The organism is Rothia sp. HMSC068E02, assembly GCF_001813565.1.
GTDB lineage: Bacteria > Actinomycetota > Actinomycetes > Actinomycetales > Micrococcaceae > Rothia.
Genome location: NZ_KV812895.1, coordinates 121,614 through 146,466, shown reverse-complemented (window position 1 = coordinate 146,466; position 24,853 = coordinate 121,614). Strand labels below are relative to the sequence as shown.

Annotated in this window: 22 protein-coding genes; 2 read left to right on the top strand and 20 right to left on the bottom strand. The window is 59.1% G+C overall.

All coding sequences use genetic code 11. The features are described 5' to 3' along the window. Positions 1-667: alpha/beta hydrolase (locus HMPREF2919_RS08970; RefSeq protein WP_070667276.1), on the bottom strand; the 667-nt coding region annotated here is incomplete at its 3' end. A gap of 84 nt (positions 668-751) precedes the next feature. Next, positions 752-1,078: an ATP/GTP-binding protein gene (locus tag HMPREF2919_RS09065; RefSeq protein ID WP_080562540.1), complete on the bottom strand. Its 327-nt coding sequence runs from the start codon at positions 1,076-1,078 to the stop codon at positions 752-754. Positions 1,079-1,305: 227 nt separating this feature from the next. Here HMPREF2919_RS09065 and nucS point away from each other — a divergent pair, with 227 nt between their 5' ends. After that, positions 1,306-2,019 (top strand): endonuclease NucS, encoded by a 714-nt coding sequence (gene nucS, locus HMPREF2919_RS08965; protein ID WP_005506450.1) that lies wholly within the window; start codon positions 1,306-1,308, stop codon positions 2,017-2,019. A 261-nt stretch (positions 2,020-2,280) separates the two neighbouring features. On the opposite strand, the gene HMPREF2919_RS08960 is transcribed toward nucS, so the two are convergent. The 13 genes from HMPREF2919_RS08960 to HMPREF2919_RS08900 all read right to left on the bottom strand — a co-directional run bounded on the left by HMPREF2919_RS08960 (position 2,281) and on the right by HMPREF2919_RS08900 (position 15,889). Beyond that, positions 2,281-2,538: a F0F1 ATP synthase subunit delta/epsilon gene (locus HMPREF2919_RS08960; RefSeq protein ID WP_049340652.1), complete on the bottom strand. Its 258-nt coding sequence runs from the start codon at positions 2,536-2,538 to the stop codon at positions 2,281-2,283. Between the two features lie 2 nt (positions 2,539-2,540). Then, complete coding sequence (gene atpD, locus HMPREF2919_RS08955; RefSeq protein ID WP_005507810.1) at positions 2,541-4,004, bottom strand: F0F1 ATP synthase subunit beta; 1,464 nt, start codon at positions 4,002-4,004, stop codon at positions 2,541-2,543. A 56-nt stretch (positions 4,005-4,060) separates the two neighbouring features. After that, positions 4,061-5,002: a F0F1 ATP synthase subunit gamma gene (locus HMPREF2919_RS08950; protein ID WP_049340654.1), complete on the bottom strand. Its 942-nt coding sequence runs from the start codon at positions 5,000-5,002 to the stop codon at positions 4,061-4,063. 75 nt (positions 5,003-5,077) lie between these two features. After that, positions 5,078-6,703 (bottom strand): F0F1 ATP synthase subunit alpha, encoded by a 1,626-nt coding sequence (atpA, locus tag HMPREF2919_RS08945; protein WP_049340655.1) that lies wholly within the window; start codon positions 6,701-6,703, stop codon positions 5,078-5,080. 187 nt (positions 6,704-6,890) lie between these two features. Continuing rightward, a complete protein-coding gene (locus HMPREF2919_RS08940; protein ID WP_049347483.1) occupies positions 6,891-7,703 on the bottom strand; it encodes a F0F1 ATP synthase subunit delta in 813 nt (270 codons plus the stop codon). Beyond that, on the bottom strand, positions 7,703-8,260 hold the full coding sequence (locus HMPREF2919_RS08935; protein WP_049326923.1) for a F0F1 ATP synthase subunit B: 558 nt from the start codon (positions 8,258-8,260) through the stop codon (positions 7,703-7,705). Before HMPREF2919_RS08935 ends, HMPREF2919_RS08940 begins: the two co-directional genes overlap by 1 nt. Before the next feature lie 51 nt (positions 8,261-8,311). After that, entirely contained in the window at positions 8,312-8,515 is a 204-nt protein-coding gene (gene atpE, locus HMPREF2919_RS08930; protein ID WP_005506461.1) for an ATP synthase F0 subunit C, read from the bottom strand. Between the two features lie 143 nt (positions 8,516-8,658). Beyond that, positions 8,659-9,450, bottom strand: a complete 792-nt coding sequence (gene atpB / locus HMPREF2919_RS08925) for a F0F1 ATP synthase subunit A (RefSeq protein ID WP_049347485.1) — start codon at positions 9,448-9,450, stop codon at positions 8,659-8,661. A gap of 112 nt (positions 9,451-9,562) precedes the next feature. Then, on the bottom strand, positions 9,563-9,823 hold the full coding sequence (locus HMPREF2919_RS08920; protein WP_049347487.1) for a hypothetical protein: 261 nt from the start codon (positions 9,821-9,823) through the stop codon (positions 9,563-9,565). Between the two features lie 28 nt (positions 9,824-9,851). Further along, positions 9,852-10,418, bottom strand: coding sequence for a hypothetical protein (locus HMPREF2919_RS08915; protein ID WP_052265079.1), 567 nt, complete (start codon positions 10,416-10,418; stop codon positions 9,852-9,854). After that, positions 10,418-11,707, bottom strand: a complete 1,290-nt coding sequence (locus HMPREF2919_RS08910; protein WP_049358658.1) for an MraY family glycosyltransferase — start codon at positions 11,705-11,707, stop codon at positions 10,418-10,420. Before HMPREF2919_RS08910 ends, HMPREF2919_RS08915 begins: the two co-directional genes overlap by 1 nt. Positions 11,708-11,963: 256 nt before the next feature. Continuing rightward, positions 11,964-13,922 carry a polysaccharide biosynthesis protein gene (locus tag HMPREF2919_RS08905; protein ID WP_070667274.1) on the bottom strand — a complete coding sequence of 653 codons (1,959 nt, stop codon included), beginning with the start codon at positions 13,920-13,922 and terminating at the stop codon, positions 11,964-11,966. Next, a complete protein-coding gene (locus HMPREF2919_RS08900; RefSeq protein WP_070667273.1) occupies positions 13,922-15,889 on the bottom strand; it encodes a glycosyltransferase family 2 protein in 1,968 nt (655 codons plus the stop codon). The genes HMPREF2919_RS08905 and HMPREF2919_RS08900 overlap by 1 nt, the downstream gene beginning before the upstream one ends. A gap of 429 nt (positions 15,890-16,318) precedes the next feature. Between HMPREF2919_RS08900 and HMPREF2919_RS08895 the strand changes: the two genes are divergently transcribed. Beyond that, positions 16,319-17,320 (top strand): NAD-dependent epimerase/dehydratase family protein, encoded by a 1,002-nt coding sequence (locus HMPREF2919_RS08895; protein WP_070667271.1) that lies wholly within the window; start codon positions 16,319-16,321, stop codon positions 17,318-17,320. A 162-nt stretch (positions 17,321-17,482) separates the two neighbouring features. Here HMPREF2919_RS08895 and HMPREF2919_RS08890 read toward each other — a convergent pair whose 3' ends face one another. From HMPREF2919_RS08890 to thrB, 5 genes are all read right to left on the bottom strand, one after another. Beyond that, the gene (locus HMPREF2919_RS08890; RefSeq protein WP_049352981.1) at positions 17,483-18,688 is read right to left on the bottom strand and encodes an L-threonylcarbamoyladenylate synthase; all 1,206 of its coding nucleotides are present in this window, start codon (positions 18,686-18,688) and stop codon (positions 17,483-17,485) included. Positions 18,689-18,869: 181 nt separating this feature from the next. Continuing rightward, positions 18,870-19,778, bottom strand: coding sequence for a peptide chain release factor N(5)-glutamine methyltransferase (prmC, locus tag HMPREF2919_RS08885; RefSeq protein WP_049340673.1), 909 nt, complete (start codon positions 19,776-19,778; stop codon positions 18,870-18,872). Between the two features lie 152 nt (positions 19,779-19,930). Continuing rightward, positions 19,931-21,013, bottom strand: coding sequence for a peptide chain release factor 1 (gene prfA / locus HMPREF2919_RS08880; RefSeq protein WP_049337341.1), 1,083 nt, complete (start codon positions 21,011-21,013; stop codon positions 19,931-19,933). Positions 21,014-21,156: 143 nt separating this feature from the next. Continuing rightward, positions 21,157-23,325, bottom strand: a complete 2,169-nt coding sequence (rho, locus tag HMPREF2919_RS08875; protein WP_049352983.1) for a transcription termination factor Rho — start codon at positions 23,323-23,325, stop codon at positions 21,157-21,159. 511 nt (positions 23,326-23,836) lie between these two features. After that, positions 23,837-24,805 carry a homoserine kinase gene (thrB, locus tag HMPREF2919_RS08870; RefSeq protein WP_070593477.1) on the bottom strand — a complete coding sequence of 323 codons (969 nt, stop codon included), beginning with the start codon at positions 24,803-24,805 and terminating at the stop codon, positions 23,837-23,839. Positions 24,806-24,853 lie beyond the last annotated feature (48 nt).

Below are 24,853 nucleotides of genomic sequence, written 5' to 3'. Positions count from 1 at the left end.
CCCGAGTACGCGGTACAGCCGCGAAACGCTCACGCGCTGCCGGAGGCTGCAGGTAGTCGTCATGCTCGGGCACCAGCGCGTACAGCGGGTTCGAGATCTTGTTCCACTCGTCCAGCTCAGCCGGGTGCACGCGGTGCAACGGCGGGGAGAGCAGAATGGCGCCGGTGAACTCGTTCGCGTATTCGGGCGCGTACTTGAGCACCAGCTCGGTGCCGAAGGACCAGCCGACCAGCCAGGGGTTCGGCAGGGCACGCTCGCGTACAAACTTCAGGATTGCGTCAAAGTCCTTCTTCTCGGCAAAGCCGCCGTCAAAGACACCTTCGCTGGTGCCGCGAATCGAGGAGGTGCCGCGAGTGTTGAAACGCAGCACCGCGATGTTCGACAGCGCCGGCAGGCGGAAGGAAGCCTTCTTGTACACGTGCGAGTCCATGTAGCCGCCGTGGGTGGGCAGCGGGTGGAAGGTCACCAGGGTTGCCTTGACTTCGCCTTCGGGCAGGGCGAGTTCACCGACGAGGCGCTTGCCGTCCGCGGTGGTGACGGTGAAGTTCTCGCGGCGTGCCGGAAGCACAGTACGTGCCTTAATGGGGGTGGGCTCAGCGGCGGTGCTGAAGACGTAGCGGGCGGGATCGAATTCCTGCTCGCGGGTGATATCGGCGGTGTTGCTCATTGCGTTCCTTCAAGAAATGGATTCGAGAATGTGGTTTTGGTCAAGAATGTAGTCTTAGGCTGCACCTCAAGTGCAGTGTTCAGCCTATTTGCGGCGGGTGCGCCAGCAATGCTGATGCCAGTGCCTGCGCTCGTCAATGGCGCGGCTACGGCCCATCGTGTGGCTTTCTTGCCACACCACCAGGTGCGCTGTTCTGGGCGGAATCGGGCGGTAGCATTCGGGGCAGGTGTAGGTTTTTTGGGCGTTGACGGCGGGAATGTATTGCACCAGCCAGTCACCGTATCGGTCACGTTCCAATCGGGGCGCAGGGTCGAGGATCCTGCTGATATCACGCCCTGCGGGTGCTTGACGGTGCCACTTATCGCTGGTGGTGCCGGATGCTCGCCTGCCGGGATGATTCTTACGTGCCATGAGCCCTATTCTACCGCGCCGCTCAGCTATCTCTACCTATCGGTCCTGCCGCTGTTCGCTCTACGCTCTTCCACATACTGGCGTGGTACTCATGTTGAGGCGGTACTCCCCCGCTCTGTGCCGTACTTCCCTGCTGTGCCCCGTCCGCGACCTGTACCAAGCTCAGGTTCCCTATCTCATACCCTCACCTGCTAGAGCCAAACACTCGTACCTGCTAGAGTGGACGGATGCGTATTGTCATTGCTGAATGCTCCGTAGATTATGAGGGCCGCCTCCGCGCCCACCTGCCCCGCGCTACCCGCCTGCTGATGGTCAAGAATGACGGCTCCGTCCTCATTCACTCCGACGGCGGTTCCTACAAGCCTCTGAACTGGATGAGCCCTCCCTGCTCCCTGCTGGTGGCTGAGCGTGAGGACGTTCCGCAGAGCATCCGTGAGGACCTAGAGTCCGATGTTCAGCAGCTGTGGACCGTTCAGGCAGCTAAGAGCGATGACCGCCTCATGATTCGCATCTACAAGATTGAGCACGAGCACGCCACCGACCTGGGTGTTGATCCCGGCCTCATCAAGGACGGTGTGGAGGCTGATCTGCAGCGTCTGCTCGCAGAGCAGATCCACACTCTCGGTGAGGGCTATTCGCTGGTGCGCCGCGAGTACCCGACCGCTATCGGTCCGGTAGACATCATGGCGAAGGATGCGCACGGCGTCTCCGTGGCGGTTGAGCTCAAGCGTGTGGGCGATATTGACGGTGTGGAGCAGCTGACCCGTTACCTGGAGTTGCTCAACCGTGACCCGCTGCTGGCACCGGTGCGCGGCGTATTTGCGGCACAGACGATTAAGCCGCAGGCACGTACCCTGGCTGAGGACCGCGGTATCCGCTGCGTGAGCCTGGACTACGATGCGATGCGCGGCGTGGACGACTCCGCTGACCGTCTGTTCTAGCTGACCGTCTGTTCTAAACGGCTCTAGGCTAAGCAGCTGCACATAGCTTGAGGGGCGCCTCCCGACCATGGGAGGCGCCCCTTTTCAGCCCATCATCTTTCTGCCCGCGCTCTTTCGGCGCACGCGTTCTTTCTGTGCACACTCTCGTTCTGCGTAAACAATCTACCCCCGGATACACCAATCGCCGGTGCCCCTCCCCTTTCAGGGTGGAACACCGGCGAGGTGTACACAGTGGCTAATTCCCGCTGAGGGGAACCAGCTTTAGATCTGTGCGTGCTTTGCAACGATGGTCACGTGATCGTTCGAGACGGTCAAGAAACCTGCGTTGAGGATGGTCTTAATGGGCTCACCATCAACGGGTTCAATGAGCAGCTCGCCGTCCTGTGCCAGCAGCGTGCAGGTGGGGATCATGCCCGGCAGGATGCCGAGGTCACCGCTGACGGAGCGTGCACGAACGTACTTCGCTTCGCCAGTCCACACGACGCGTTCGCGGGAAACAACTTCAACTTTCAGAGCCATGATTACTTAGCTCCAGTCTGTGCCTTGATTTCCTCGTAGCGGCGCATAACGTCGTCCATACCACCAATGTTGTAGAACGCCTGCTCGGGGATGTGGTCGACATCGCCGTTGCAGATCATCTGGAAGGACTCGATGGTGTCCTTCAGCGGAACGGTCGAACCCTCGACACCGGTGAACTGCTTTGCAGTGTAGGTGTTCTGGGAGAGGAACTGCTCGATACGACGTGCACGTGCCACGACGATCTTCTGCTCCTCGGAGAGCTCGTCCACACCCAGAATCGCGATGATGTCCTGCAGTTCCTTGTTTTCCTGCAGAATAGCCTTCACACGAATTGCGGTGTCGTAGTGCTCCTGACCGATGTACTGTGCGTCCAGAATTCGGGAGGTGGAGGACAGCGGGTCAATTGCCGGGTACAGACCGCGCGATGCGATTTCACGAGAGAGCTCGGTGGTCGCATCCAGGTGCGCGAAGGTGGTTGCCGGCGCCGGGTCGGTGTAGTCATCCGCAGGCACGTAAATTGCCTGCATGGAGGTGATGGAGTGACCGCGGGTGGAGGTAATACGCTCCTGCAGCAGACCCATTTCGTCCGCCAGGTTCGGCTGGTAACCCACTGCGGAGGGCATGCGGCCCAGCAGGGTGGAAACCTCAGAACCTGCCTGAGTGAAACGGAAGATGTTGTCGATGAACAGCAGCACGTCCTGGTTCTGAACATCGCGGAAGTACTCCGCCATGGTCAGACCGGTCAGTGCCACGCGCAGACGGGTTCCCGGGGGCTCATCCATCTGGCCGAACACAAGAGCGGTGTCCTTCAGAACGCCTGCTTCTTCCATTTCGACCCACAGGTCGTTACCCTCACGGGTACGCTCGCCAACACCGGTGAACACGGAGGTACCACCGAAGTTACGAGCCACACGGGTAATCATTTCCTGGATCAGCACGGTCTTACCCACGCCTGCACCACCGAACAGACCAATCTTACCGCCCTTGATGTAGGGGGTCAGAAGGTCGATGGACTTAATACCAGTCTCCAGCATTTCGGTGGAGCCTTCCAGCTCTGCGAAGCCGGGAGCGGCACGGTGGATCGGCCAGTAGGTGTCAGCCTTGATCTCGGAGTTCGGCACGTCGAGTGCGTCACCGAGAACGTTGAAGATGTGGCCCTTCACGCCGTCACCAACGGGGACGGAGATCGGTGCGCCGGTGTCGACTACAGCCTGACCGCGGACCAGGCCGTCAGTCTGCTGCAGGGAGATAGCGCGAACGATCGAGTCGCCCAGGTGCTGTGCGGTCTCGAAGGTGATGGTGCGGGTGCGACCGTCGAGGGTCAGCTCGGTGGTCAGAGCGTTGTAAATCTCGGGGACCTGACCGGCGGGGAACTCGACGTCGACCACGGGGCCGATGACGCGGGCAATACGACCCGTTGCGCCCTGAGTCGGTGCGGAGACCGATTCGTTGTAGGTGGCAGTCATATTTCTCACTTACTTAGAAAGTTTGGACAGTTGATGGCTTCGTTGGCGTACAAGTACTAGGAGCCGAGGGCGTCTGCGCCGCCCACGATTTCGGAGAGCTCCTGAGTAATTTCCGCCTGACGTGCGTTGTTCATCAAACGGGTGTACTTGGTAATCAGCGTCTCAGCGTTGTCACCTGCGGTCTTCATCGCGCGCTGGCGGGATGCCAGCTCACTTGCTGCTGCCTGCAGGAGGCAGGAGAAGATACGCGATGCAATGTAGCGCGGCAACAGCGCGTTGAGCACTTCCTCGGCGGAGGGCTCGAACTCGAAGGATGCCGCCTGCTCGTACTCAGCCTTGGTCAGTTCCTGGTCGGGAACGATTTCCTCGCCCATAGCCTTTGCGTCACCCACGTGGATGGGCAGCAGGCGCAGGATCTTGGGTTCCTGAACAACCATCGACTTGAACTCGGTGTATACGATGTGCAGTTCGTCCACGCCGCCCTCTTCGAAGGGCAGGTCGTAGGCTTCGAGCAGCGCGTCACGAATTTCGACGGCAGTTTCAACACGAGGTGCATCGGTGTGCCCCTCCCACGCACGGGCGTAGGGGCGCTCACGGAACTCGAAGTAAGCCTTTGCCTTACGGCCAACCAGGTACAGCTGTACCTCCTGGCCGTTAGAGCGCAGCCTCTCAATCAGAGATTCGGTACGACGCAGGATAGCGGAGGAGTACGAACCTGCCAGACCGCGGTCACTGGTAACAACCAGGATTGCGGAGCGACGGTGTTCGTAGGTTCCGAACTCGTGCGGCTTGTGAATCAGCGGGTGCTTAATACCGTGCTGAGTCGCAACCGCAGTCACCACGCGGGTCAGAGCGTTCGCGTAAGGGCCGGCTGCCTGAGCAGCGTTACGAGCCTTGTTAATGCGGGAGGTCGCGATCATCTCCATCGCCTTGAAGATCTTCTTCATAGACGACGTCGAAGCAATCTTCTGTCGGTAAACCCTAATCTGGGCTCCCATAGAGCTTCCTTTCTCCTTGCTTTCTGCCCCGCCCCAGCCTCATAGCTGAGGCGGGGAGAAGGCGAGGACTAATCGCTAACCGATGGTTTCCTGAGTGATGTCGCTATCGCGAGCTGCCTTGTGCTCCTCGTGACCTGCGTCGACGAGGTGGCTGCTGCCCTCAGACTTGAAACCCTGCTTGAAGTCAGTAACTGCGGACTTCAGAGCTGCAACGGTGTCATCCTCAAGCTTGCCGGAGGAAGCGATATCGGTCAGTACCGAGGTCTTGTGACGCAGGTACTCGATGAAGCCTTCCTCGAAGCGCAGCACGTCGGAAACCTCAATGTCGTCGAGGTGACCGGAGGTACCAGCCCAAATGGAGACAACCTGCTCTTCAACTGCGTACGGGGTGTACTGCGGCTGACGCAGCAGCTCGGTCAGGCGAGAACCGCGGGTCAGCTGTGCCTTGGTAGCGTCGTCCAGGTCGGATGCGAACATTGCGAACGCTTCCATTGCACGGTACTGTGCCAGCTCCAGCTTCAGGGTACCGGAGACCTTCTTCATAGCCTTGGTCTGTGCGGCACCACCAACACGGGAGACGGAGATACCGACGTCGACTGCCGGACGCTGGTTAGCGTTGAACAGGTCGGACTGCAGGAAGATCTGGCCGTCAGTAATGGAGATGACGTTGGTCGGAATGAAGGCGGAAACGTCGTTTGCCTTGGTCTCAATGATCGGGAAGCCGGTCATCGAGCCTGCGCCCAGGTCGTCAGAGAGCTTAGCGCAACGCTCCAGCAGGCGGGAGTGCAGGTAGAAGACGTCACCGGGGTATGCTTCACGTCCCGGCGGGCGGCGCAGCAGCAGGGACACAGCGCGGTATGCTTCTGCCTGCTTCGACAGGTCGTCGAAGATGATGAGGACGTGCTTGCCACCGTACATCCAGTGCTGGCCGATAGCCGAACCGGTGTAGGGTGCCAGGTACTTGAAGCCTGCTGCGTCGGATGCGGGAGATGCCACGATGGTGGTGTACTCCAGCGCGCCGCGAGTCTCAAGGGTGTGGCGGACAGCTGCAATGGTGGATGCCTTCTGGCCAACAGCCACGTAGATGCATCGAACCTGCTTGTTGGGGTCACCCGAAGCCCAGTTGTCCTTCTGGTTCAGAATGGTGTCGATCGCAATAGCGGTCTTACCGGTCTGGCGGTCACCAATGATCAGCTGACGCTGACCGCGACCAATCGGAATCATCGAGTCGATTGCCTTCAGACCGGTCTGCAGCGGCTCGTGAACCGACTTACGCTGGGTCACGCCGGGAGCCTGCAGCTCCAGTGCGCGGCGACCTTCAGCCTCAATGGGGCCCAGGTCATCGATCGGGTTACCCAGGGGGTCAACAACGCGACCGAGGTACGCGTCGCCAACGGGCACCGAGAGGACCTCACCGGTGCGGTGTACGACCTGGCCCTCTTCAATACCGGTGAAGTCACCCAGGACGATCACACCAATATTGCGGGTATCCAGGTTCTGTGCGAGGCCGAGGGTGCCGTCTTCGAAACGAAGCAGCTCATTCGCCATAACCGAGGGAAGGCCCTCGACACGAGCGATACCGTCGGAGGCCGATACAACTCGACCCACCTCAACACGTTCTGCATTGCCGGGTTCGTAAGACGCTGCAAACTCGTTCAGCGCATTACGGACATCTTCGGCATTGATGGTCAGTTCGGCCATCTTGTGTCCCTGCTCTCTCATTGTGGTTGCGTTCCGTCAACGGAACCAACCGAAACTTGCAATTCGGGTTGAACGGGCGGGCAATGCCGCCGCTTCTGCGAAGGAGGCATCTGCCACGCACCCGCTACCCGAGGTATCTTCTAAATCACCGTTGCGACGAACGGTTCAGCGTCGCTAGCTTGAGCCGCTAGCCGATGGAACGAGCCAGGTCGGACATGCGGGTCTCGACGGTACCGTCGATCACCTCGTCGCCCACCTGAACACGCAGACCGCCCAGAACGGCGGGGTCCACCGAAACGTCGAGCTTCAGCTCACGGCCGTACACGGCGTTGAGCGTGCGACCGAGACGTTCAAGCTGTGCCTGCGACAGCGCAATCGCGCTAGTTACTCGCGCAATGTAACGGTTCTGTCGCGTGACGATGATTTCTGCGAACTCATCGGCTACCCGTGCAGCGTGACGGCCGCGGGGGTTGGAGCCAACTCGTTCGAGCAGAAGCACACCTTCGGCGGTGGTGGCGGGGCCACCGAGCGCCACGGCGAGCTTCTTCTTTGCTTCTTTGCTTGCCTGATGGTCGGACAGCGCTTCCTGCGCCTGAGCGTTGGAATCAACGGTACGCACAAAGGTGAGTAGTTCGTTGAGTACCTCGTCCAGGGCGTCCACGCCACCGCGAGACTGAGCCGATGCGGTCACGGCGAGCACTGCTGCACGCTCCAGGGCATTCGCCAGATCAGCATCATCGGACCAGCGCTGAGCCACCGCACTGGTGAGCACAGCCATAGCCTGAGAAGAGATCTTGCCGCCGAAGACGGTGTTAGCGATACCCTGACGTGCTGCTGCATCACGCGAAGAATCGGTGACAGCACGGCGCAGGGTGCCGTTGTGGTCGAGAACATCAACCACAGCGAAAAGCTCGCTCGCCAGGTTCAGGGGCTGCAGGGAAGCGTGAGCTTCCAGCACCTCTTCCACCTTGCTCAGTGATTCAGTAGATACTCCTGCCATTACCGAGCCGCACCTGCGTTCTGCTTCTCGGTTTCAAGGTCAGCAAGAAAACGATCTACCACACGGGCCGATCGCTCATCATCGTTGAGGGCTTCGCCCACAATCTTGCCGGCAAGGGTCGTAGCAAGAGTGCCAACCTCGGAACGGAGGGACACTGCTGCTGCCGCACGCTCTGCCTCGATAGCCTTTGCTGCATTATCGCTAATGCGCTGAGCCTCAGCGGTTGCACGCTCGCGAGCATCGGCAATGATTGCCTCGCCCTCTGCGCGTGCCTCTTCACGAATCTTCTGAGCCTCCAGTCGAGCGCTTTCGAGCTGCTGGGTGTACTCATCGCGAGCCGCTGCAGCCTCTGCCTGTGCCTTCTCGGCCTTGGCAAGGCCACCTTCGATTGCTTCCTTACGGTCCTGGTAGATCTTCTCGAACGCCGGGACAACGTACTTAGCAACGATGTAGTAGAGGATCAGGAATCCGATGAGGGTAATGACAATTTCCCCGACGTCGGGAATCAGGGGGTTCGAAGTTGCCTCCGCTCCCCCTTCGCTTGCCAGATAAATCATGGAGGGAATCCTGTTCTATGGGATGGGTCGTTTAGGATGTGGCAGAGCCGGTTACTTGATGAAGACGAGAACCAGGCCCAGAATTGCCAGCGCCTCGACCAGTGCGAAGCCCAGGAACAGCATGGGCTGCAGGGTCTTCTGGGACTCGGGCTGACGAGCAACGCTGGTCATGTATGCCGCGAAGATCAGACCCACGCCGATGCCGCCGCCAATAGCTGCCAGACCGTAGCCAACCGCAGTGATGGAACCAACCATTATTTTTCCTTTCAACAGTGTTCGACCGGGAACATACCCGGACCGAACAGAGTTTGATTTGAGTTAATAGCCCGCACAGTGAACGTGTGGGTTGCTTTATTCACGCCCAATGACGAACGCGAAAACCTAAAAAACTAGAGAGTTTAGTGTCCCTCGGAAACCGAGCCCTGCAGGTACACAGCCAGCAGCAGAGCGAACACATAAGCCTGGATGCACTGAATCATGAATTCCAGGAAGTACAGGAACAGGCCCAGAGCACCGGGAGCAATAGCAGCCAGGTAGCCGATACCACCCAGGGTCTCAACCATGTAGGTCACCATGCTGGATGCAACCATCAGCGCCAGGTGACCACCGAACATGGTCGCGAAGAGACGTAGCGCGTGAGTTGCGGGACGAATCAGCAGGTTCGAGAAGAACTCGATCGGGATCAGGATGGGGTAAATCCACACCGGCAGACCCGAGGGCATGGTGATGTCCTTGAAGAAGCCGCCCAGGCCCTTGCGCTTGATACCAACGCCAACCCAGGTCAGGTACGCTACGCCAGCCAGCGCGTAGGCGCTACCGGGGTGCGAGAAGGTGGGCAACTGAACAAACGGAATCGAACCGTAGAGGTTGTTCACCAGAACGAAGAAGAAGGAGGCGAACAGAATCGGCACGAACGGCTTGTAGTGCTGTACGCCCAGGGTTTCCTTACCGAGGGAGTTACGAGCAAACATGTAGCCGGACTCAGCGATGAACTGAGTCTTGCCGGGAACCATGGCGCGCTTACGTGCTGCGGTGAGGAAGAAGACCGCGATAATCACCACGGACAGCAGAATCAGTACGTTCTGCTTACCGAAAGCGAAATCACCAATGGTGAAGAAGGGTGGCAGATGCATGTCTTCGGGGGTCGGCGGCACATAGGCTTCCGCGAGGATCAACCCGTTCTCGATCAAAGCAAGTCCTTTCTTGCTACTAGTGGCTATCAAGAGCCCATGTCTGCCTATAAACGACTGACATGCTAACTACATGGATGAATGTGTGACCTGGCGGTCCGCGTTCAATGACCTAACGGTCTTTATTCTGCCTGGTCATGTGGGTAAAGACGAGGGTCAAACCTCCAATAGCGCCAATCAAGACGCCAACCCACACCAGCCAGGTGGTGGAGAAGACCAGGTCACCGAGGTAACCGATGCCTCCCCACACTGCTACACCGATGATCAGATAGAGAATCGACATGACTGCACCGGAGAGACCTCCGTCAGACACCAATTCTCCGGTGGTGCGGAGCTTTTTATCTCCGTCCCACCACTTCTTCTCTTCGGCCAAACGTTTTTCCTTTCAAACACCGATCGTGTTACCGACCATGGTCTTCCGAGTCGGTGTCGAAGTACAAAATTCTCAGTCGTGCGATGCTAACTGTTTCAATAACAATCCACAGAATCACGCCGGTACATGCGCCTGCGAGAGTCCAACCGTGCCTCAGATTCTCGGGGAACGGCACAAACATCAATACCAGACCGAGCAGAGCAATCTTCACGAGGTAGCTCACCACCAGCGATTTGGGTACACCCCAGTCGAAAATGGGAGCAACCAACATAACCAATACGCCCAGAGTGAAGCATATATAGATTATCAGAAAGCCCAATGTTATTCCTAGCGCGCCCACGGGGCCCGCAAACAGGTACGCACTCATCATACCGCCCAACCAAGCCAGCAGAGAGTAAGCCGATACCCTGTAGAACAAAAATTTCCAGGAAAGCTCTTGACTCTCGAAAGAAGAGGCCTTCAAACCTGCTTGAGCACGCTCTCGGCGGTGTTTCTGCTGCTTCTTGCGCTCCGCCGGCGGATACCACAGAACGTCCACCACGCGCCTCCAGAGAGGCTCTGCAGGAGCCTGAGATTTAGGCTGCTCAGAAGCCATTAGTGTTTCTCCCCACGGTTGCGATGAGAAGAAGGCTGAACAGAGGAGCGAGCAGCAGAAGAGCTATCTGCACGGTCTTTCACGGAATCCGGCATGATCGGCTCCGGATGCAGCGAGGTCGGCTCTACGTTCTCAGGAGTCGCCGGAACGCCAGTCGCCGAGGTCAAAGAGCCGGTAGCAGGCTCTGCAGTTGCCGACTTCGCCTTCGGCGCCGAACCCTTCGAATCCGCCGCAAAGCGCTTCGACAGGTCAATCGCAGAAGTAGGTGCCTCACCGCCAAAGAGCTGCGGCATACGCAGGTACACCACCAGCACGGCAAGAGCCACAAGAACCACACCAACAGCCGCCAGCACGGCGCCCGAAGCAAACAAATCAGAGGCAAACGCCAGCAGCACCCACACCAGAATGGTCGTACCGGTCACCACGGCGGTCGAACCAAGGTGGCTGAAACCAACATCCGTCAGACGCTGATAAGTGTGAGTACGGTGCGGCTTGTACCACTGCTCCCCCGCCATAAAACGACGGAACAGAGTCGTACCCGCGTCCGCCAGATACGTCATCAGCGGAGCAAAAGCCAACAGGAACGGAACATCCGCAAACCACGCGCCCACAGCCAACGTGCCCAGCGCCGCGCCCAAAACATAAGAACCCGCATCGCCCAAAAACACGTTCTTACCAGGGCGCACATTCCACGGCAGGAACGCCGCAAAAGCACCGGCAACAGCCACACCAGCCAAAGCCAGCCACGGAAGGTTCACCATCCAACCGGTCAGCGCATACGCCAAACCAGCCACCAGACCGTGAGCACCAGAAATACCGTTAATGCCGTCCATAAAATTCGCCACGTTAATGTAGCCGGCAACAAAAATCGCGCCCAGAATCAGCAGCAGAATGTTCGTGCCCTGCACCGTCGCAAAGCTCACGCTCACCAGTACGCCAATCACCAGCTGCAGGCCCGCACGACGCACAATGCTCACGCCGCGAATATCCTCAAGCCAGCCCAGGGCAAGAGCACACAGAATCGCCGCGGCAATCGTCACCGCCAGCTGCAAAGACTCAGCAGAACGGTACGTCCAGCCGAACAGGGTAGCCGCCACAAACGCCACAAAGGTCGCAGCCGCAGTCGCCAAACCCATACCGCGGTAGGTCGGAGCAGTATGCGAAGAACGCTCATTAGGAACATCCACCATGTTGTAGCGGTGCAAAATCGGGCGCACCGCAAACGGCAAAAGGGCACCCAAAACAAAAGCAAGAGCAAAAATGCTCAACAGCTCAGAAAAGGAGGTCATACCAGCTCCAAGGCATTGGCGCCGCTCCCCTGGACGCAAGCTCCAGAATTGCAGCTAAGGGACGATGTGTGCGTAGTGTGTGTGTGTTTACTTCGTATTCTATAGAACTCTTCAGTAGCCCGGGACTAAACATTACAGATTCTCTCCATACGTTCTGCATATTCTGCGTCCTGAAATGTTCTACACCCGAGAAAGAGAAAACACCGGATACCGCACCCGCCACGCAAGTGCAGCATCCGATGTCATTCCCTAAAGATTAGAACGTCTGCGCATCCGCCAAAGTACGCGGATCAGGGGCACGCTCCAGGCCATGACGCTCATAGCCACTGTGCTCCCGATAGTTCTGAATCCACAGCTCATAATCGAGCTCATCAGGGTCAAGCGCCGGAGCACTCGACCGGGAAATATACCGGTTCTCCTCACTAGGTACCAGCTTCTCGGTACCGCCGAAGAGAGCCTCATCCAGCTTCTCACCCTTGCGAAGACCAATCTCCTTGATCTCCACGTCATACCGCTCATACGCCTGGCGCATCGCCTTCGCAACGTCCAGGATCTTGACCGGCTGACCCATATCCAGCACCATGACCTCACCCGGGCGACCAATCGCACCGGCAAGCATCACCAGCAAGCAGGCATCGGTAATCAGCATGAAGTAACGGGTCGCGCGCTTATCCGTCAGGGTAATCGGACCACCCGAGAGGATCTGCTTCGTAAAGAGCGGCTTAATCGAACCGCGCGAACCAAACACGTTGCCAAAACGAACCGACACGTAGGTGTTGCCGGTCTTCTCACCAAAGTACGCAGTCAGACGCTCCGCCACACGCTTGGACTGACCCAGCGCAGTCTTCGGATCCGCAGCCTTATCGGTCGACACGTTCACGAAGGTCTTCACGCCCACCGCCTCCGCGGCACGCAGCACGTTCAAAGTGCCCAGGGAGTTCGTCTTCCACGCCTCCTGCGGGTACGCCTCCAGCGCCGACACATGCTTCAACGCCGCAGCGTGGAACACCACCTCGGGGCGACGCTCACGGAAAATCTCCAGCAGGTTATCGCCCTCACGAATATCAGCCAGAATGATGCGGTCATCGTCCAGGCTCGACTCGTGAGTAATCGAAACCTTCGTTTCCATCAGCAGAGTCTCATCATGATCAAGCATCATGAGGGTCTCCGGCTCAAACTCGCTAATCTGACGGCACAGCTCAGAACCAATCGAACCGCCCGCACCCGTAACCAGTACACGCTTACCGTGCAGGTACGAACGCAGAATATCGCGGTCAATATCGTAGTTAATCTCGCCACGAATCACGCGCATCAGGTCGTTATCGCTCGCGGTAATCAGACGCTCGCCCATCAGTCGAGCATTCGCGCTACTAATACGCTGAACCTCAACCTTAAGCTTACGCATGCGGTTGCAGAAGGACTCGAAGTAATCCTCCGACATATCCGAAATCGTCACCAGAATCTTACGGGTACCCGACTCACGAATCACCTGCTCCAGCTCACGGTAAGTCGTAATCACCGAAATGCCGTGGAACTTCGTACCAGCCTTCAACTGGTCATCATCGAAGACCGCAACCGGGCGAAGCTTCGCCTCCTCATCGTGCAGCATCGAATCCATGACCATGCCGCCAATAAAGCCGGCACCGTACACAATCACTGGCTCGCCCGTCAGCTCACGCACAGCACCGCGCTCAGTGTACACACGCTTCGCCATGCGGGCGCCCGCCATCATAATCAGGCTAAATGCCGCCGCAATCGCAGGCACACTATGCGGAATATGCGGCAGACCCAACAGCTCATCCACAAAGGAGAAAGCAGTCAACGCCGCACCCGCGCTCAAAGCAGCCGCGCCGGCACGCCACGACTCGTCAAACGAACCGTACGAATACACGCCGTTATAAATCTTCACGCCCGCCAGACCAATGACCAGGTGCAGAACCACAGCCAACGTAGCGGTCATCGTCAACGACGCCGGGTGAATAATATCGAACACCGAACCGTTACTGAGCAGCACACTATAGCGGAGCATGTACGCAAACAAAACCGCCAGAACCCAGGCACTCGAATCAATCAGCGCCTGCGCAATCAGCCACCACGGCTTACGCTCATACAGGCGGTTCACCAGCATCGTGCCAGAGTCACCCTCCGTCACCATCGTGCCGCGCTGAGCTGCCTTCTGCATCACCACATGAGCGTGAGGTTTCAACTGAGCCACTACATGCCTCCTTCAGATGCGGTACCAGAAGAACGAGAAGAAGCACGAGCCGTCAAAGACGACAACGCACGAAACGCCGAACGGCGCGCCTGCTCAGGAACAAAACGGTACACACTCCGCACCGCCATATTCTGAGCCCACTGAAGCTTAGAAATACCGTGACCGGTGTACAGTCGACGCTGAATCGCCACATCCTGCAACCAGGCGTCCACTCCCCCGCGCTTCGTGTACGCGCCCGCACCCACGCGGTAACGCACCAGAGCCTCAGGGATATTACCCAGACGATAGCCGGCATCGCGCAGACGCATCCACAGCCACCAATCCTCAGCGCCGGGCACGAACTCGTAACCGCCCAGCTGCTGCACGGCACTCTTCACGAACGCCACGGACGGGTGATAAATCGGGTTACGCGAATCCATCGCGCTGAGCAGACGCGCAGAATCAACAATCGCCTCGCGGGTCGACTCCACCGCAGTATTGCTCTCATTCACCTCAAGCATGGCAGAGCCCAGCACCGTGTAGCCGCCCTGCACCAGGGCAGGAATCAGACGCGCAAAACGAGTCGGCTCAGACAGATCATCAGAATCAGCACGAGCCACCAGCTCATACGAACACGCCTGCAGACCGGCGTTCAGTGCCTCCGCCAAACCAACATTCTGAGCCAGCTCCACCGCCTGGATCGGCGGGCAATCCAGGTTCTCGGCGCGCTGAACCCAGCGGTCCACCACGGCATCCAGCTCGGGGGTCAGCGGACCGTCCTTCACCAAAACCAGCTCGGAAGGACGCACCGTCTGGTTCAGAAGATTTGACTCCAACGCCTGGTCCAGATAGGCGGGGTTCTCCTTCGCGTACACGCTCATCAGCACCGAGAAATCGGGTACAGAGCTCACGCAACCACGCGCCTTCTCAGAATCAGCGGGGCTTTCAGCGGATGCCGGCACGCCGTAGCGGCCGGGGAAAGTCAGCGGGTAAATGCCCTCAAGCACCTGAGCATTCGGGCGAGGCGCACGCAAACCATCACGCACACCATTGAGGAAATACCCCAGGTAGGTGCGGCGGTCATCAGTACGCAGAACAGTAGAAATCCACAGGCGCGCCGACGAGCCACCGTAGAGCAGCTTCTCCAGCGGGTTCAGGGTACGCGAACGGGTAAAGACCCACAGCTTATTGCGCACATCGTTATAGAAACGCGGCCCCGGGTCAGCGTTCGTTGTACCAAAAGTCTTCGTGTGGTGCTTAGCCACCGAAGAAGGCACCGCAATGCCGTCACGGTGATGAATCAGACGAGTCGAAAACTCGAAGTCATCATTCCAGATGAAGAACTCAGCAATCGGCAAACCACCGTTACGGCGAATAGCCTGCGCATCCATCAGAATCGATACGAACGAGGCGCTACGAATCGGACGGGCACCCACCGCCTGCGCACGAGCATGACGCTGCTCCCCCGCCGCAAACATCGTGCGCGGAGTGTTCATCGGGTGGTCCTCGCCGTTCGTCCACACCACACGAGAGGCAACCACCGCGGGGCGCTGCGAAGGCACCGGCGAATAGTTCAACCAGGCGGCAACCGCCTCCGACAGAGTGTTCTCGGTCGGCTCGGTGTCATCGTCCATAACCCACACCAGATCCGGGTTATGGCGTTCCAGAGCGCGATCAATACCCACCGCGAAACCGCCAGCACCACCCATATTGCTCTCCAGGCGGATACAATCCACCGGCAGCTCATAGTCCAGGGTGCGCAGATACTCGGCAGTACCGTCCGTGGAGGCGTTATCAACAATCACCACCGCCGCAGGCACACGCTCACCAGAAGCTATACCAGCGAGGGTCTTCGGTAGCAGGTCCTCACGGTTATAAGTCACCACCACGGCGACCGTGCGGGGATACTCGTTCAAAGAATCATGAGAAGAAGACTGATCGGAAGAAGGCTGGGCAAAAGCGGTCACGTCGCTGTACTTTTCTGCCATAAGTTCTCCCTCCGCGGCGCGATGCGCCTGAATCAGCCGGTACGCGATATACCCATACCGAGCTGGGCGCTTATGGTGTTTCTCGCGCCCGCGGTATTCAACCGTGTGGATATATCACTCAAAGAAAATATTCTACCTGCGGTCTCCACTAGAGAGTGAACCATCACCTCAAAAGACGCACTTTATGACAAATAAACAACCGAATTCAGTTGATTTATCCGCATAGCGGACGTACCGGCACACCCATTTTTGGGTATCCATCAAGCTATCAGCTTCACAGCCTGTGTTTGCGCTGTGCACCCCGTGCGAAAAAACGATCAGAGACCGAATAAAACCCCACAAATTCCCCATAAACTGTTCAAATATGGGAAAGTTGAAATGACCCCATTTTTCCCCGCAATGTACGCGGGCTCGTGAGAGGTAAAAGAGATGTCCGAATCCAAGTGGAAAGTCATTGGCGCCAGCGGCTTCGTTGGTTCCTCCATCGTCGCGCGTCTGAACGCAGAAGGTATCAGCGTCGACCCCATTGAGGCACCTCGACTCGCAACCCGAGCCCTCGACGTAGACAGCATCATCGACGAAGCAGACCAGCTTGAAGGCATCATCGACTCCCTCGCAGAAGCCTTCGCCGGCGCGCAGGTCGTCGTCAACGCAGCAGGCCTCGCAGCACCCAACATGCAGGATCTGCCCCCGCTCGTCGGCGCAAACGCCCTGCTTCCCGCCGTAATCGCCATCGCCGCACAGCGCACCGGCGTGCGCCGCGTTATCCACCTCTCCTCCGCAGCCGTACAGGGCCCGCGCCTCGTGCTAGATGATTCCGAAGAGACCAACCCGTTCAGCGCCTACTCCTTCTCCAAGGCACTCGGCGAAGAAGCGCTGCTCGACCTGCAGGACTACTTCCTCGAAGAGCACCCCGACTGCGCACCCGAACTGTGCATCCTTCGCGCAACCAGCGTGCAGGGCCGAGGCCGACGCACCACCGAACTCTTCGCCAAGATAGCTTCCTCCCCCTTCGCATCCGTTGCGGGTGCAGGCACCGGCAAGTCCCCGGTCTCCAGCGTGCAAGCCCTCGCAGAATTCGTGGTCATGCTCGGCACCTTCCCCGGCGAGCTACCCACCATCGTGCTGCAGCCCTGGGAAGGCGCAACCGTTGCCTCCGCATCCGTGGACGCTGGTCGCCGCCACCCGCACCGCCTGCCCGAGTGGCTCTGCCGCGCAGCCGTCAAGGCGGGCTACACCGTCTCCGAGCTGATGAATGACAAGTTCGCAGGATCCGTGCGTAAGGTCGAGGTCATGTGGTTCGGCCAGGGCATCGACGACTCCTGGGCACGTGACAACAACCTTCTGCCCACCCCGCGCGTGCGTGAAGTACTGCGCAACGCCCACACCGCGCTGGGTAAGAAGAAGGACCGCCGCTTCGACAAGAACTAGGTAGCGTACGTGCGCCCCTAGCAGCGCACAACCTGAGGCACGCAGCCCAGGAGCGCATAACCTGTAGGACTCATAACGAAAGGGAACCCCCGATATATCTGAACGATATATCGGGGGTTCCCTATACGTTTTTATGCTCCGAGCTTTATAACTCGCAGAGGTTTAGAGGTGATCCTCCGGGGCGTCCTTCTGCTCGGTCTTTGCCTCAGACTCAACCTTTGCCTCAGCTTCAGTCTTGGTAGCCTCAGTCTTAGCTTCTGCCGACTTAGCCTCATCCTTAGAGGCAGTCTCAATCTTCGACGCGCCAAAGACCAGCGCGCGAGCAGTATCAGCAGGAACTGGGTGAGTCTGCGGCTCATCCGCACGAACCGGCTTCGGAGTGTTGTCACGGTAGCCGCGCGAACGCTCCTGGTCCACGCCAGTGCTGAAAGCAGAAGACAGAGCCGAAGTAGCGCCCAGCAGGGACGCAGCGACAGAACCGGCCACCGGTGCCGAAGCGCGACGAGCAGGCTCACCGCTCACAGTGTGGGTGCTGTCCCACTGCTCGTACGCTTCATCCAGGTCAGCCTGCTCATCCAGAGCACGCTCAGAAGGAGTCGACTCAGACGACGCGGAAGAAGCAGCCTCAGCTTCCTCAACCTTACGAGCCGCCTGCTCGTCAGCCTCCGCACGAGTCAGAATGGTCGGAACGACCTCGCGCAGCTCCTCCACCGAAATTGCGCCCTCACGAACCACCACGTAGGGGAAGGAAGTGCAATCCAGAATCGTGGACGGTGCCGGGTCACGCTCAGTCACCACAACCACGCCGTCCTCATTCGGCTCAGACTCAAGCGGCTTAGGACGAGCGCCACCGTCAATCACCACAGCAACGTCCTCGCCCAGAGAATCCATGGCGGTCTGTGCGTCCAGTGCGGCTTCCTGACCGGTCTTGTTCGCGCTCGAAACCGCCAGCGGACCGTGCTCAGTCAGCAGCTTCAGGGCGAACTCGTCATCGGGAACACGCACGGCAACAGTACCGCGGGTCTCACCCAAATCCCAGCTCAGCGACGGGTACGCGTGAAGAATGATAGTCAGCGCGCCGGGCCAGAAGCGACCACCCAGATCGTAAATATCGTCCGGAACGTCGTCGACCACGCCAGCGAGCGCAGCAAGATCAAAGATCAGCACGGGCGGCGGCATGGTGCGGTCGCGGCCCTTATCTGCCAGCAGCTTGGCAACGCCCTGATGCGAGAAAGCATCGGCGGCAATACCGTAGACGGTATCGGTGGGCATCACAATCGTGTCGTGCGCCTTCAGCGCCTCGCGGGCAGCTTCAATGGCCTCGCGGGTCTCAGTTTCAGTCGTTACGGGGTACAGCTTTGCAGTCACGGGTCTTATTCTCTCATGTTTTTCTGGATGCGGCGAGACACCGGCACCCACAACGCGCCATGTGGAAGCACTCTTCCGGGGGTTCACCGTATTTCGCCGGCTCTGAGCTGGCTACTGAGCTGACTACTGGGGCGGACGCGTTGCCTTCATGCAGCCCGGCACGGGCTAGGTGGTGCATTTACTAGTCTAAAGGCTCTAGTGGGCGCGGTTTATAACCGACGCTATGACGCGGACGATTATTCAGGTCACGCACCGGGTAGCAGTCCTCGAAGCCGACACGTGCCAACAGCTCGGCGACGGCTTCTTCCTGGGTGTCGTCGTGCTCCATGATGAACAGACCGCCGGGGGTAAGAAGTTCGAAGGCGCGGGCGGCAATCGCGGAGGGCATCTGCATGCCGTCCTCTCCCCCGCCGTACAGAGCCATGTCCGGGTCGTGCAGGGCGGCTTCCGGGTCGGCGGGTACGTTCGCCGGCGGAATGTACGGAGGGTTCGAGAGCACCGCGTCGAAGGTTCCGGAAAGTTCGGGCAGGGCGGTGAGGGCGTCCCCCTGAACCAGGTGTACGCCGAGCGGCTCCAGGTTCTTACGGGTGTAGGGGATGGCGTCTTCGGAGAGTTCCACCGCGAACACCTGGGCGTTCGGCAGTTCGCTCTTAATTGCCGCCGCGATAGCCCCGGAGCCGGTGCACAGGTCGACGATGCGCAGCTGACCGGTTGTCGAATCGGTGCGTGCGGTCAGCACCTTGAGGGCTTCTTCGACGAGTAGCTCGGTCTCGGGGCGGGGTACGAACACGCCCGGTCCGACTGCCAGTTCTAGGCGGTAGAAGGGAGCGGAGCCGGTGATGTGCTGCAGCGGTTCGCGGTAGGCGCGGCGGGCGACCAGCGCCTCGTACTCTGCGACCTGTGCGGGGGTGAGCCGCTCCCCCATGAGCGCGGCGTGCTGTAGGCGTGAGCGTGAGCCGTCGTAGAGCAGGTGCGCGGCGAGGAGCTCGGCGTCCACGCGGGGGCTGGGCACCTGCGCCAGTGCCGCGGTGGCGCGCGTGAGTACCTGCGCGAGTTCTTCCCCGCGGGGGTCGTGCACATTCACCTTCATGAGCTCTCCTTTTCATCTCTCAACGGCTCAAAGCCTATCGCGGCATACAGGTGAGGGGCTCCACCGCCGTAGCGGCGAGCCCCTCACCAACATCTCACGTCGATTCAGTGAATCGACAAGAGTCTATATACAGAACCTACGTCTGCACAGAACTACTTCTGTTCCTGGCCCACCTGAGCGAGGCGGTGCGCCTCATCCATCTCAATAGCGGACTGAACCACAGGCTCCAGGTCACCATTCAGTACAGCATCCAGGTTGTACGCCTTGTAGCCGGTACGGTGATCCGCAATGCGGTTCTCTGGGAAATTGTAGGTACGGATACGCTCCGAACGGTCCATGGTACGCACCTGCGAAGCACGGTGCGCCGCGTTCTCAGCGTCAATCTGCTCCTGCTGGTGAGCCAGCAGTCGCGCACGCAGCACGCGCATTGCAGCTTCACGGTTCTGCAGCTGAGACTTCTCATTCTGCATCGCCACGACAATACCGGTGGGCAGGTGGGTAATACGCACCGCCGAGTCGGTGGTGTTCACCGACTGGCCACCGGGGCCCGAAGAACGGTACACGTCAATCTTCAGGTCGTTCTGGTTAATCTCGATTTCTTCCGGCTCATCCACCTCGGGGAACACCAGAACACCGGCAGCGGAGGTGTGGATACGGCCCTGAGACTCAGTCGCCGGAACACGCTGCACACGGTGCACGCCACCCTCATACTTCAGGTGCGCCCACACGCCCTCAGCCGGCTCATTCGAGGAGCCCTTAATAGCAATCTGGGCGTCCTTGTAACCGCCAACATCGGTGCTGGTCGAAGAAATAATCTCAGTCTTCCAGCCCTTGTTCTCGGCATAACGCATGTACATGCGCAGCAGGTCACCAGCGAACAGAGCCGCCTCGTCACCACCGGCACCAGCCTTCACCTCAAGAATGACGTTACGGCCATCATCCGGGTCACGCGGAATCAGCAGGCGGCGCAGCTTCTCCTGAGCAACCTCCAGCTCCTCCTCCAGACCGGGAATCTCCGCCGCGAAATCCGGATCCTCATCAGCCATCTCGCGAGCAGCCTCAAGGTCATCCTTCAGCGAAGTGTACTTATTGTATGCAGTCACAATACCGGTCAGCTCCGCGTAGCGGCGGCCCACACGGCGTGCCTTACCCTGATTCGCCTGCACGGCGGGGTCAGCCAGCTGATTCTGCAGGTCAGCGTGCTCATCCAGCAGAACCTGAATAGATTCAAACATTCTGTTCTCTCTTCCATCTCCCGCACTTTACGCCGCACGGGCAGGCACTAGACATCTCACACCCCTCACAACGGGGATGCACAAAACGAACGGCTCACGCGCCCCACCCACAATGAGGAGGTGGGGCGCGTGAGATACGAGCCTTAGTCGACCAGACGCAGACCGTTCTTCTGAACCGTCAGAAGGAACTCCACGTTGCTTTCAGTCTTACGCAGCTGGTTGGTCAGAACACCCAGAGCCTGCTCGGGTTCCATACCCGCCAGGGCACGGCGCAGACCCCACATAATCTTGATCTCATCCGGGGAGAGCAGGTTCTCCTCGCGGCGAGTACCAGAAGCATTAATATCAACCGCCGGGAAGATACGCTTATCCGCCAGCTGACGGGACAGGCGCAGCTCCATGTTACCGGTGCCCTTGAACTCTTCGAAGATCACTTCATCCATCTTCGAGCCGGTCTCAACCAGGGCGGTAGCCAGAATGGTCAGCGAGCCGCCCTCTTCAATGTTGCGGGCAGCACCGAAGAACTTCTTCGGCGGGTACAGTGCGGCAGAATCCACACCACCGGAGAGGATACGACCGGATGCGGGAGCCGCCAGGTTGTATGCGCGTCCCAGGCGGGTCATGGAGTCCAGCAGCACGACCACATCGTAGCCGAGCTCCACCATACGCTTCGCACGCTCAATAGCCAGCTCAGCCACAGTGGTGTGATCCTCAGCCGGGCGGTCGAAGGTCGAGGCGATAACCTCACCCTTGACGGTGCGCTGCATATCGGTCACTTCTTCAGGACGCTCATCCACCAGGACCATCATCAGGTACACGTCCGGGTTGTTCACGGTAATCGCGTTCGCAATGGACTGCAACATGAGGGTCTTACCCGCCTTCGGCGGGGACACAATCAGACCACGCTGACCCTTACCAATCGGGGACACCAGGTCCACCACGCGGGTGCCCAGCTTCTTCGGGGTGGTCTCCAGGCGCAGACGCTCCTTGGGGTACAGCGGAGTCAGCTTCGAGAAGACGCGGCGGTTCGCTGCTTCCTCAACGCTCTGACCGTTAATCGCCTCAACCTGAACCAGCGCGTTGAAACGCTGGCGGCTGCTCGACTCACCCTCACGCGGCACGCGAATCGCACCGAGCACGTGGTCGCCCTTACGCAGGTTGTACTTCTTCACCTGAGCCAGGGAGACGTACACGTCGTTGGTGCCGGGCAGGTAGCCGGTGGTACGCACGAAAGCGTAGTTGTCGAGAATGTCCAGAACACCCGAAATCGGTGCCAGCACATCGTCTTCGCTCAGGCGAGGCTCGTTCTCCTCGCGGCGGCGAGCTTGCTTCTCGGTGCGCTCAGCCTGACGGTCGCGCTTGGAACGGCGCTCAGTACGCTCGGTGCGCTCGGCACGCTCTGCGCGTTCTGCACGCTCAGCAGCCTTACGCTCGGCACGTTCACTACGCTCAGTGTTGCGCTCTGCACGCTCAGCCTGACGGTCACGCTTAGTGCGACGCTCGGTACGCTCACCATCCTGGTCGCGGCGACGCTCACGGGTGCGGGTACGCTTCGAGCTCTTCTCACCGTCGGGGGTGCCAAAAGTCATGTCCAGGGCAGCGTTCAGGCTGTCCAGGCTCGCGGTGCCGTCAGCGGTAGTAGCCTTCAGCTCAGCAGAGTTACCGGGCAGGTCAACCTGCTCCGCACGCTCGCCAATACGCTCAGCAGCCAGTTCAGCGCGCACATCCAGCGGAGGAAGCTCAGCGGGCTTCTCGTCCTTACGGGTGCGGGTGCGGCGGGTACGCTTCTCCGGCTTCTCGTTATTCTCAGTCTTCTCGGACTTCTCAGCCGATGCGTCCTCACCCTCAGCGGCACGGCGAGCGCGCGCACGCTTCTGAGCGGGAGTCTCGTAACGGGAAGAGCGGGTTCGCTTCTCAGACTTTTCAGCCTTCTCAGCGCCCTCAGCGGGGGCTTCAGTAGCCTCAGCGTTTTCGGTCTTCTCAGCCTTTGCCTCGGCGTCCTTCTGGGCGCGAGTACGGCGGGTACGGCGAGGCTTAGACTCTTCAGTCGTCTCAGCAGCGGGAGTCTGGGCAGACTCAGCAGCAGCCTCAGACTTAGGTGCCTCAGACTTGGGCGCAGCAGGAGCGGCTACGGCGCCACCACGCTGATGCTCTTCAAGAGCCTGAACCAGCTCGGCCTTCTTCAACTTCAGATAGCCGCGGATACCAAGCTGCTGGGCGAGGACACGCAGCTGCGCGACCTTCAAGTTTGCAAGTTCCGGTGCGGCAGCTGCCGTACCGTACTCATCGGTGACAACAATATTCTTTGCCAACTACAATTCCTTTGGTTATAAGCCCTGAAAATCTTCAGAATAAAGATCGGGCGGGCGCTATAGCGCGGTCAAAGGTTTAGACACTGCCGAAAGAAAACAGCAGTCTGCACCTTCGACTCCCTCGAACCGCGCTGGAGGCGGTTCGCGTCTCTTACCGTACCCGCTGATTCAGACACAGCGAGCACACACGGAAGATAAGGCGCTCTATCACAAATGTGGGCAAGCCCAAACCATCATCTATACAAACCATCTACGCGAGATGAAGAGGATGGATTGGTCACTTTGAAAGGGCACCCGCCGCGAAACCGAACCCTCAGAAAAGTCTTCCCTATGCGTCAGAAATAAAGAAGACGTGAATCCCAAAGGCACTCCCCCGAACCTTGCCGGTTCCCGCTCAGACACAAAAAGCATCTGAGGCATCAGGGGAAACGGAAGTACGTTACGAAGGATAGTATCGACGGTCTACATTGAACGACGGGCGAACCTCAACGTAGGACGAACTAATAACGTCCTACTGAGTAACTATAACACCTTCAGTGTCAATTTCAAGGGGAAGAACCCGCCAGTTCAGGCGGCGATCCGCAATAACGCTACTAGGGTGGGTCGCCTCAAACTCGGCAATAGCGTCCTGAACCTGTCGCACCTGCTCATCGCCGCGCGCAAAGATCAAAACGGTCGGGCCAGCACCAGAAATCACCGCCGCAAAACCCTGACCGCGCAGGTACGCAACCAGCGCAGCCGACGGCTCCATCGCGGTCACGCGGTACCCCTGATGCAGGTAATCCACGGTCGCATCCATCAGGTACTCGGGAGCATCAGAGAGAGTGCGCACCAGCAACGCCGCACGAGCGGAGTTCGCCACCGCCTCAACGTGGGGCATCTCCTCAGGAATCAGCGAACGAGCAAGCTTCGTCGACACCTCATAATCGGGCACAGCCACCACAGGGTGAACATCAGGATGCACCGGAATAATCAAGGTCTTCCAGTTGCCCATCTCGCCCCAGGACACCGACAGGTTGCCGTAAATCGCCGGAGCCACGTTATCCGGGTGGCCCTCCATATCGGAGGCGACCTGTAGCATCTGCTCACGGCTCAGACGGTGCTCCTCCGGCAGCAGACCGCTCGCCGCAGCCACACCCGCCACAATAGCCGACGCCGAAGAACCCATACCGCGAGAATGCGGAATCTTGTTATCAGCAATCAGCTTCACCGGCGGCAGTTCATCCAAACCAGCCGCCGCAAAACCAGCCTTCATCGCCTGCAAAACCAGGTGGCTCTCGTCGCGAGGAACATCCGCGCTACCCTCACCGCTGAGCTCAAACTCCAGGCCGGACTCAATACGCTCAACAACCAGCTCATCATAGAAGCCAAGACCCAAACCCATGCTGTCATAGCCGGGACCCAGGTTAGCGCTCGTAGCGGGAACGCGGACCTTAACGGACGCGCCCACCGGAATATCAGAAATATGCAGGGAAGACATGAGAAGAACCTCGCGATCGGTGACGTAATGAGTGAATAGGTGAAAGAT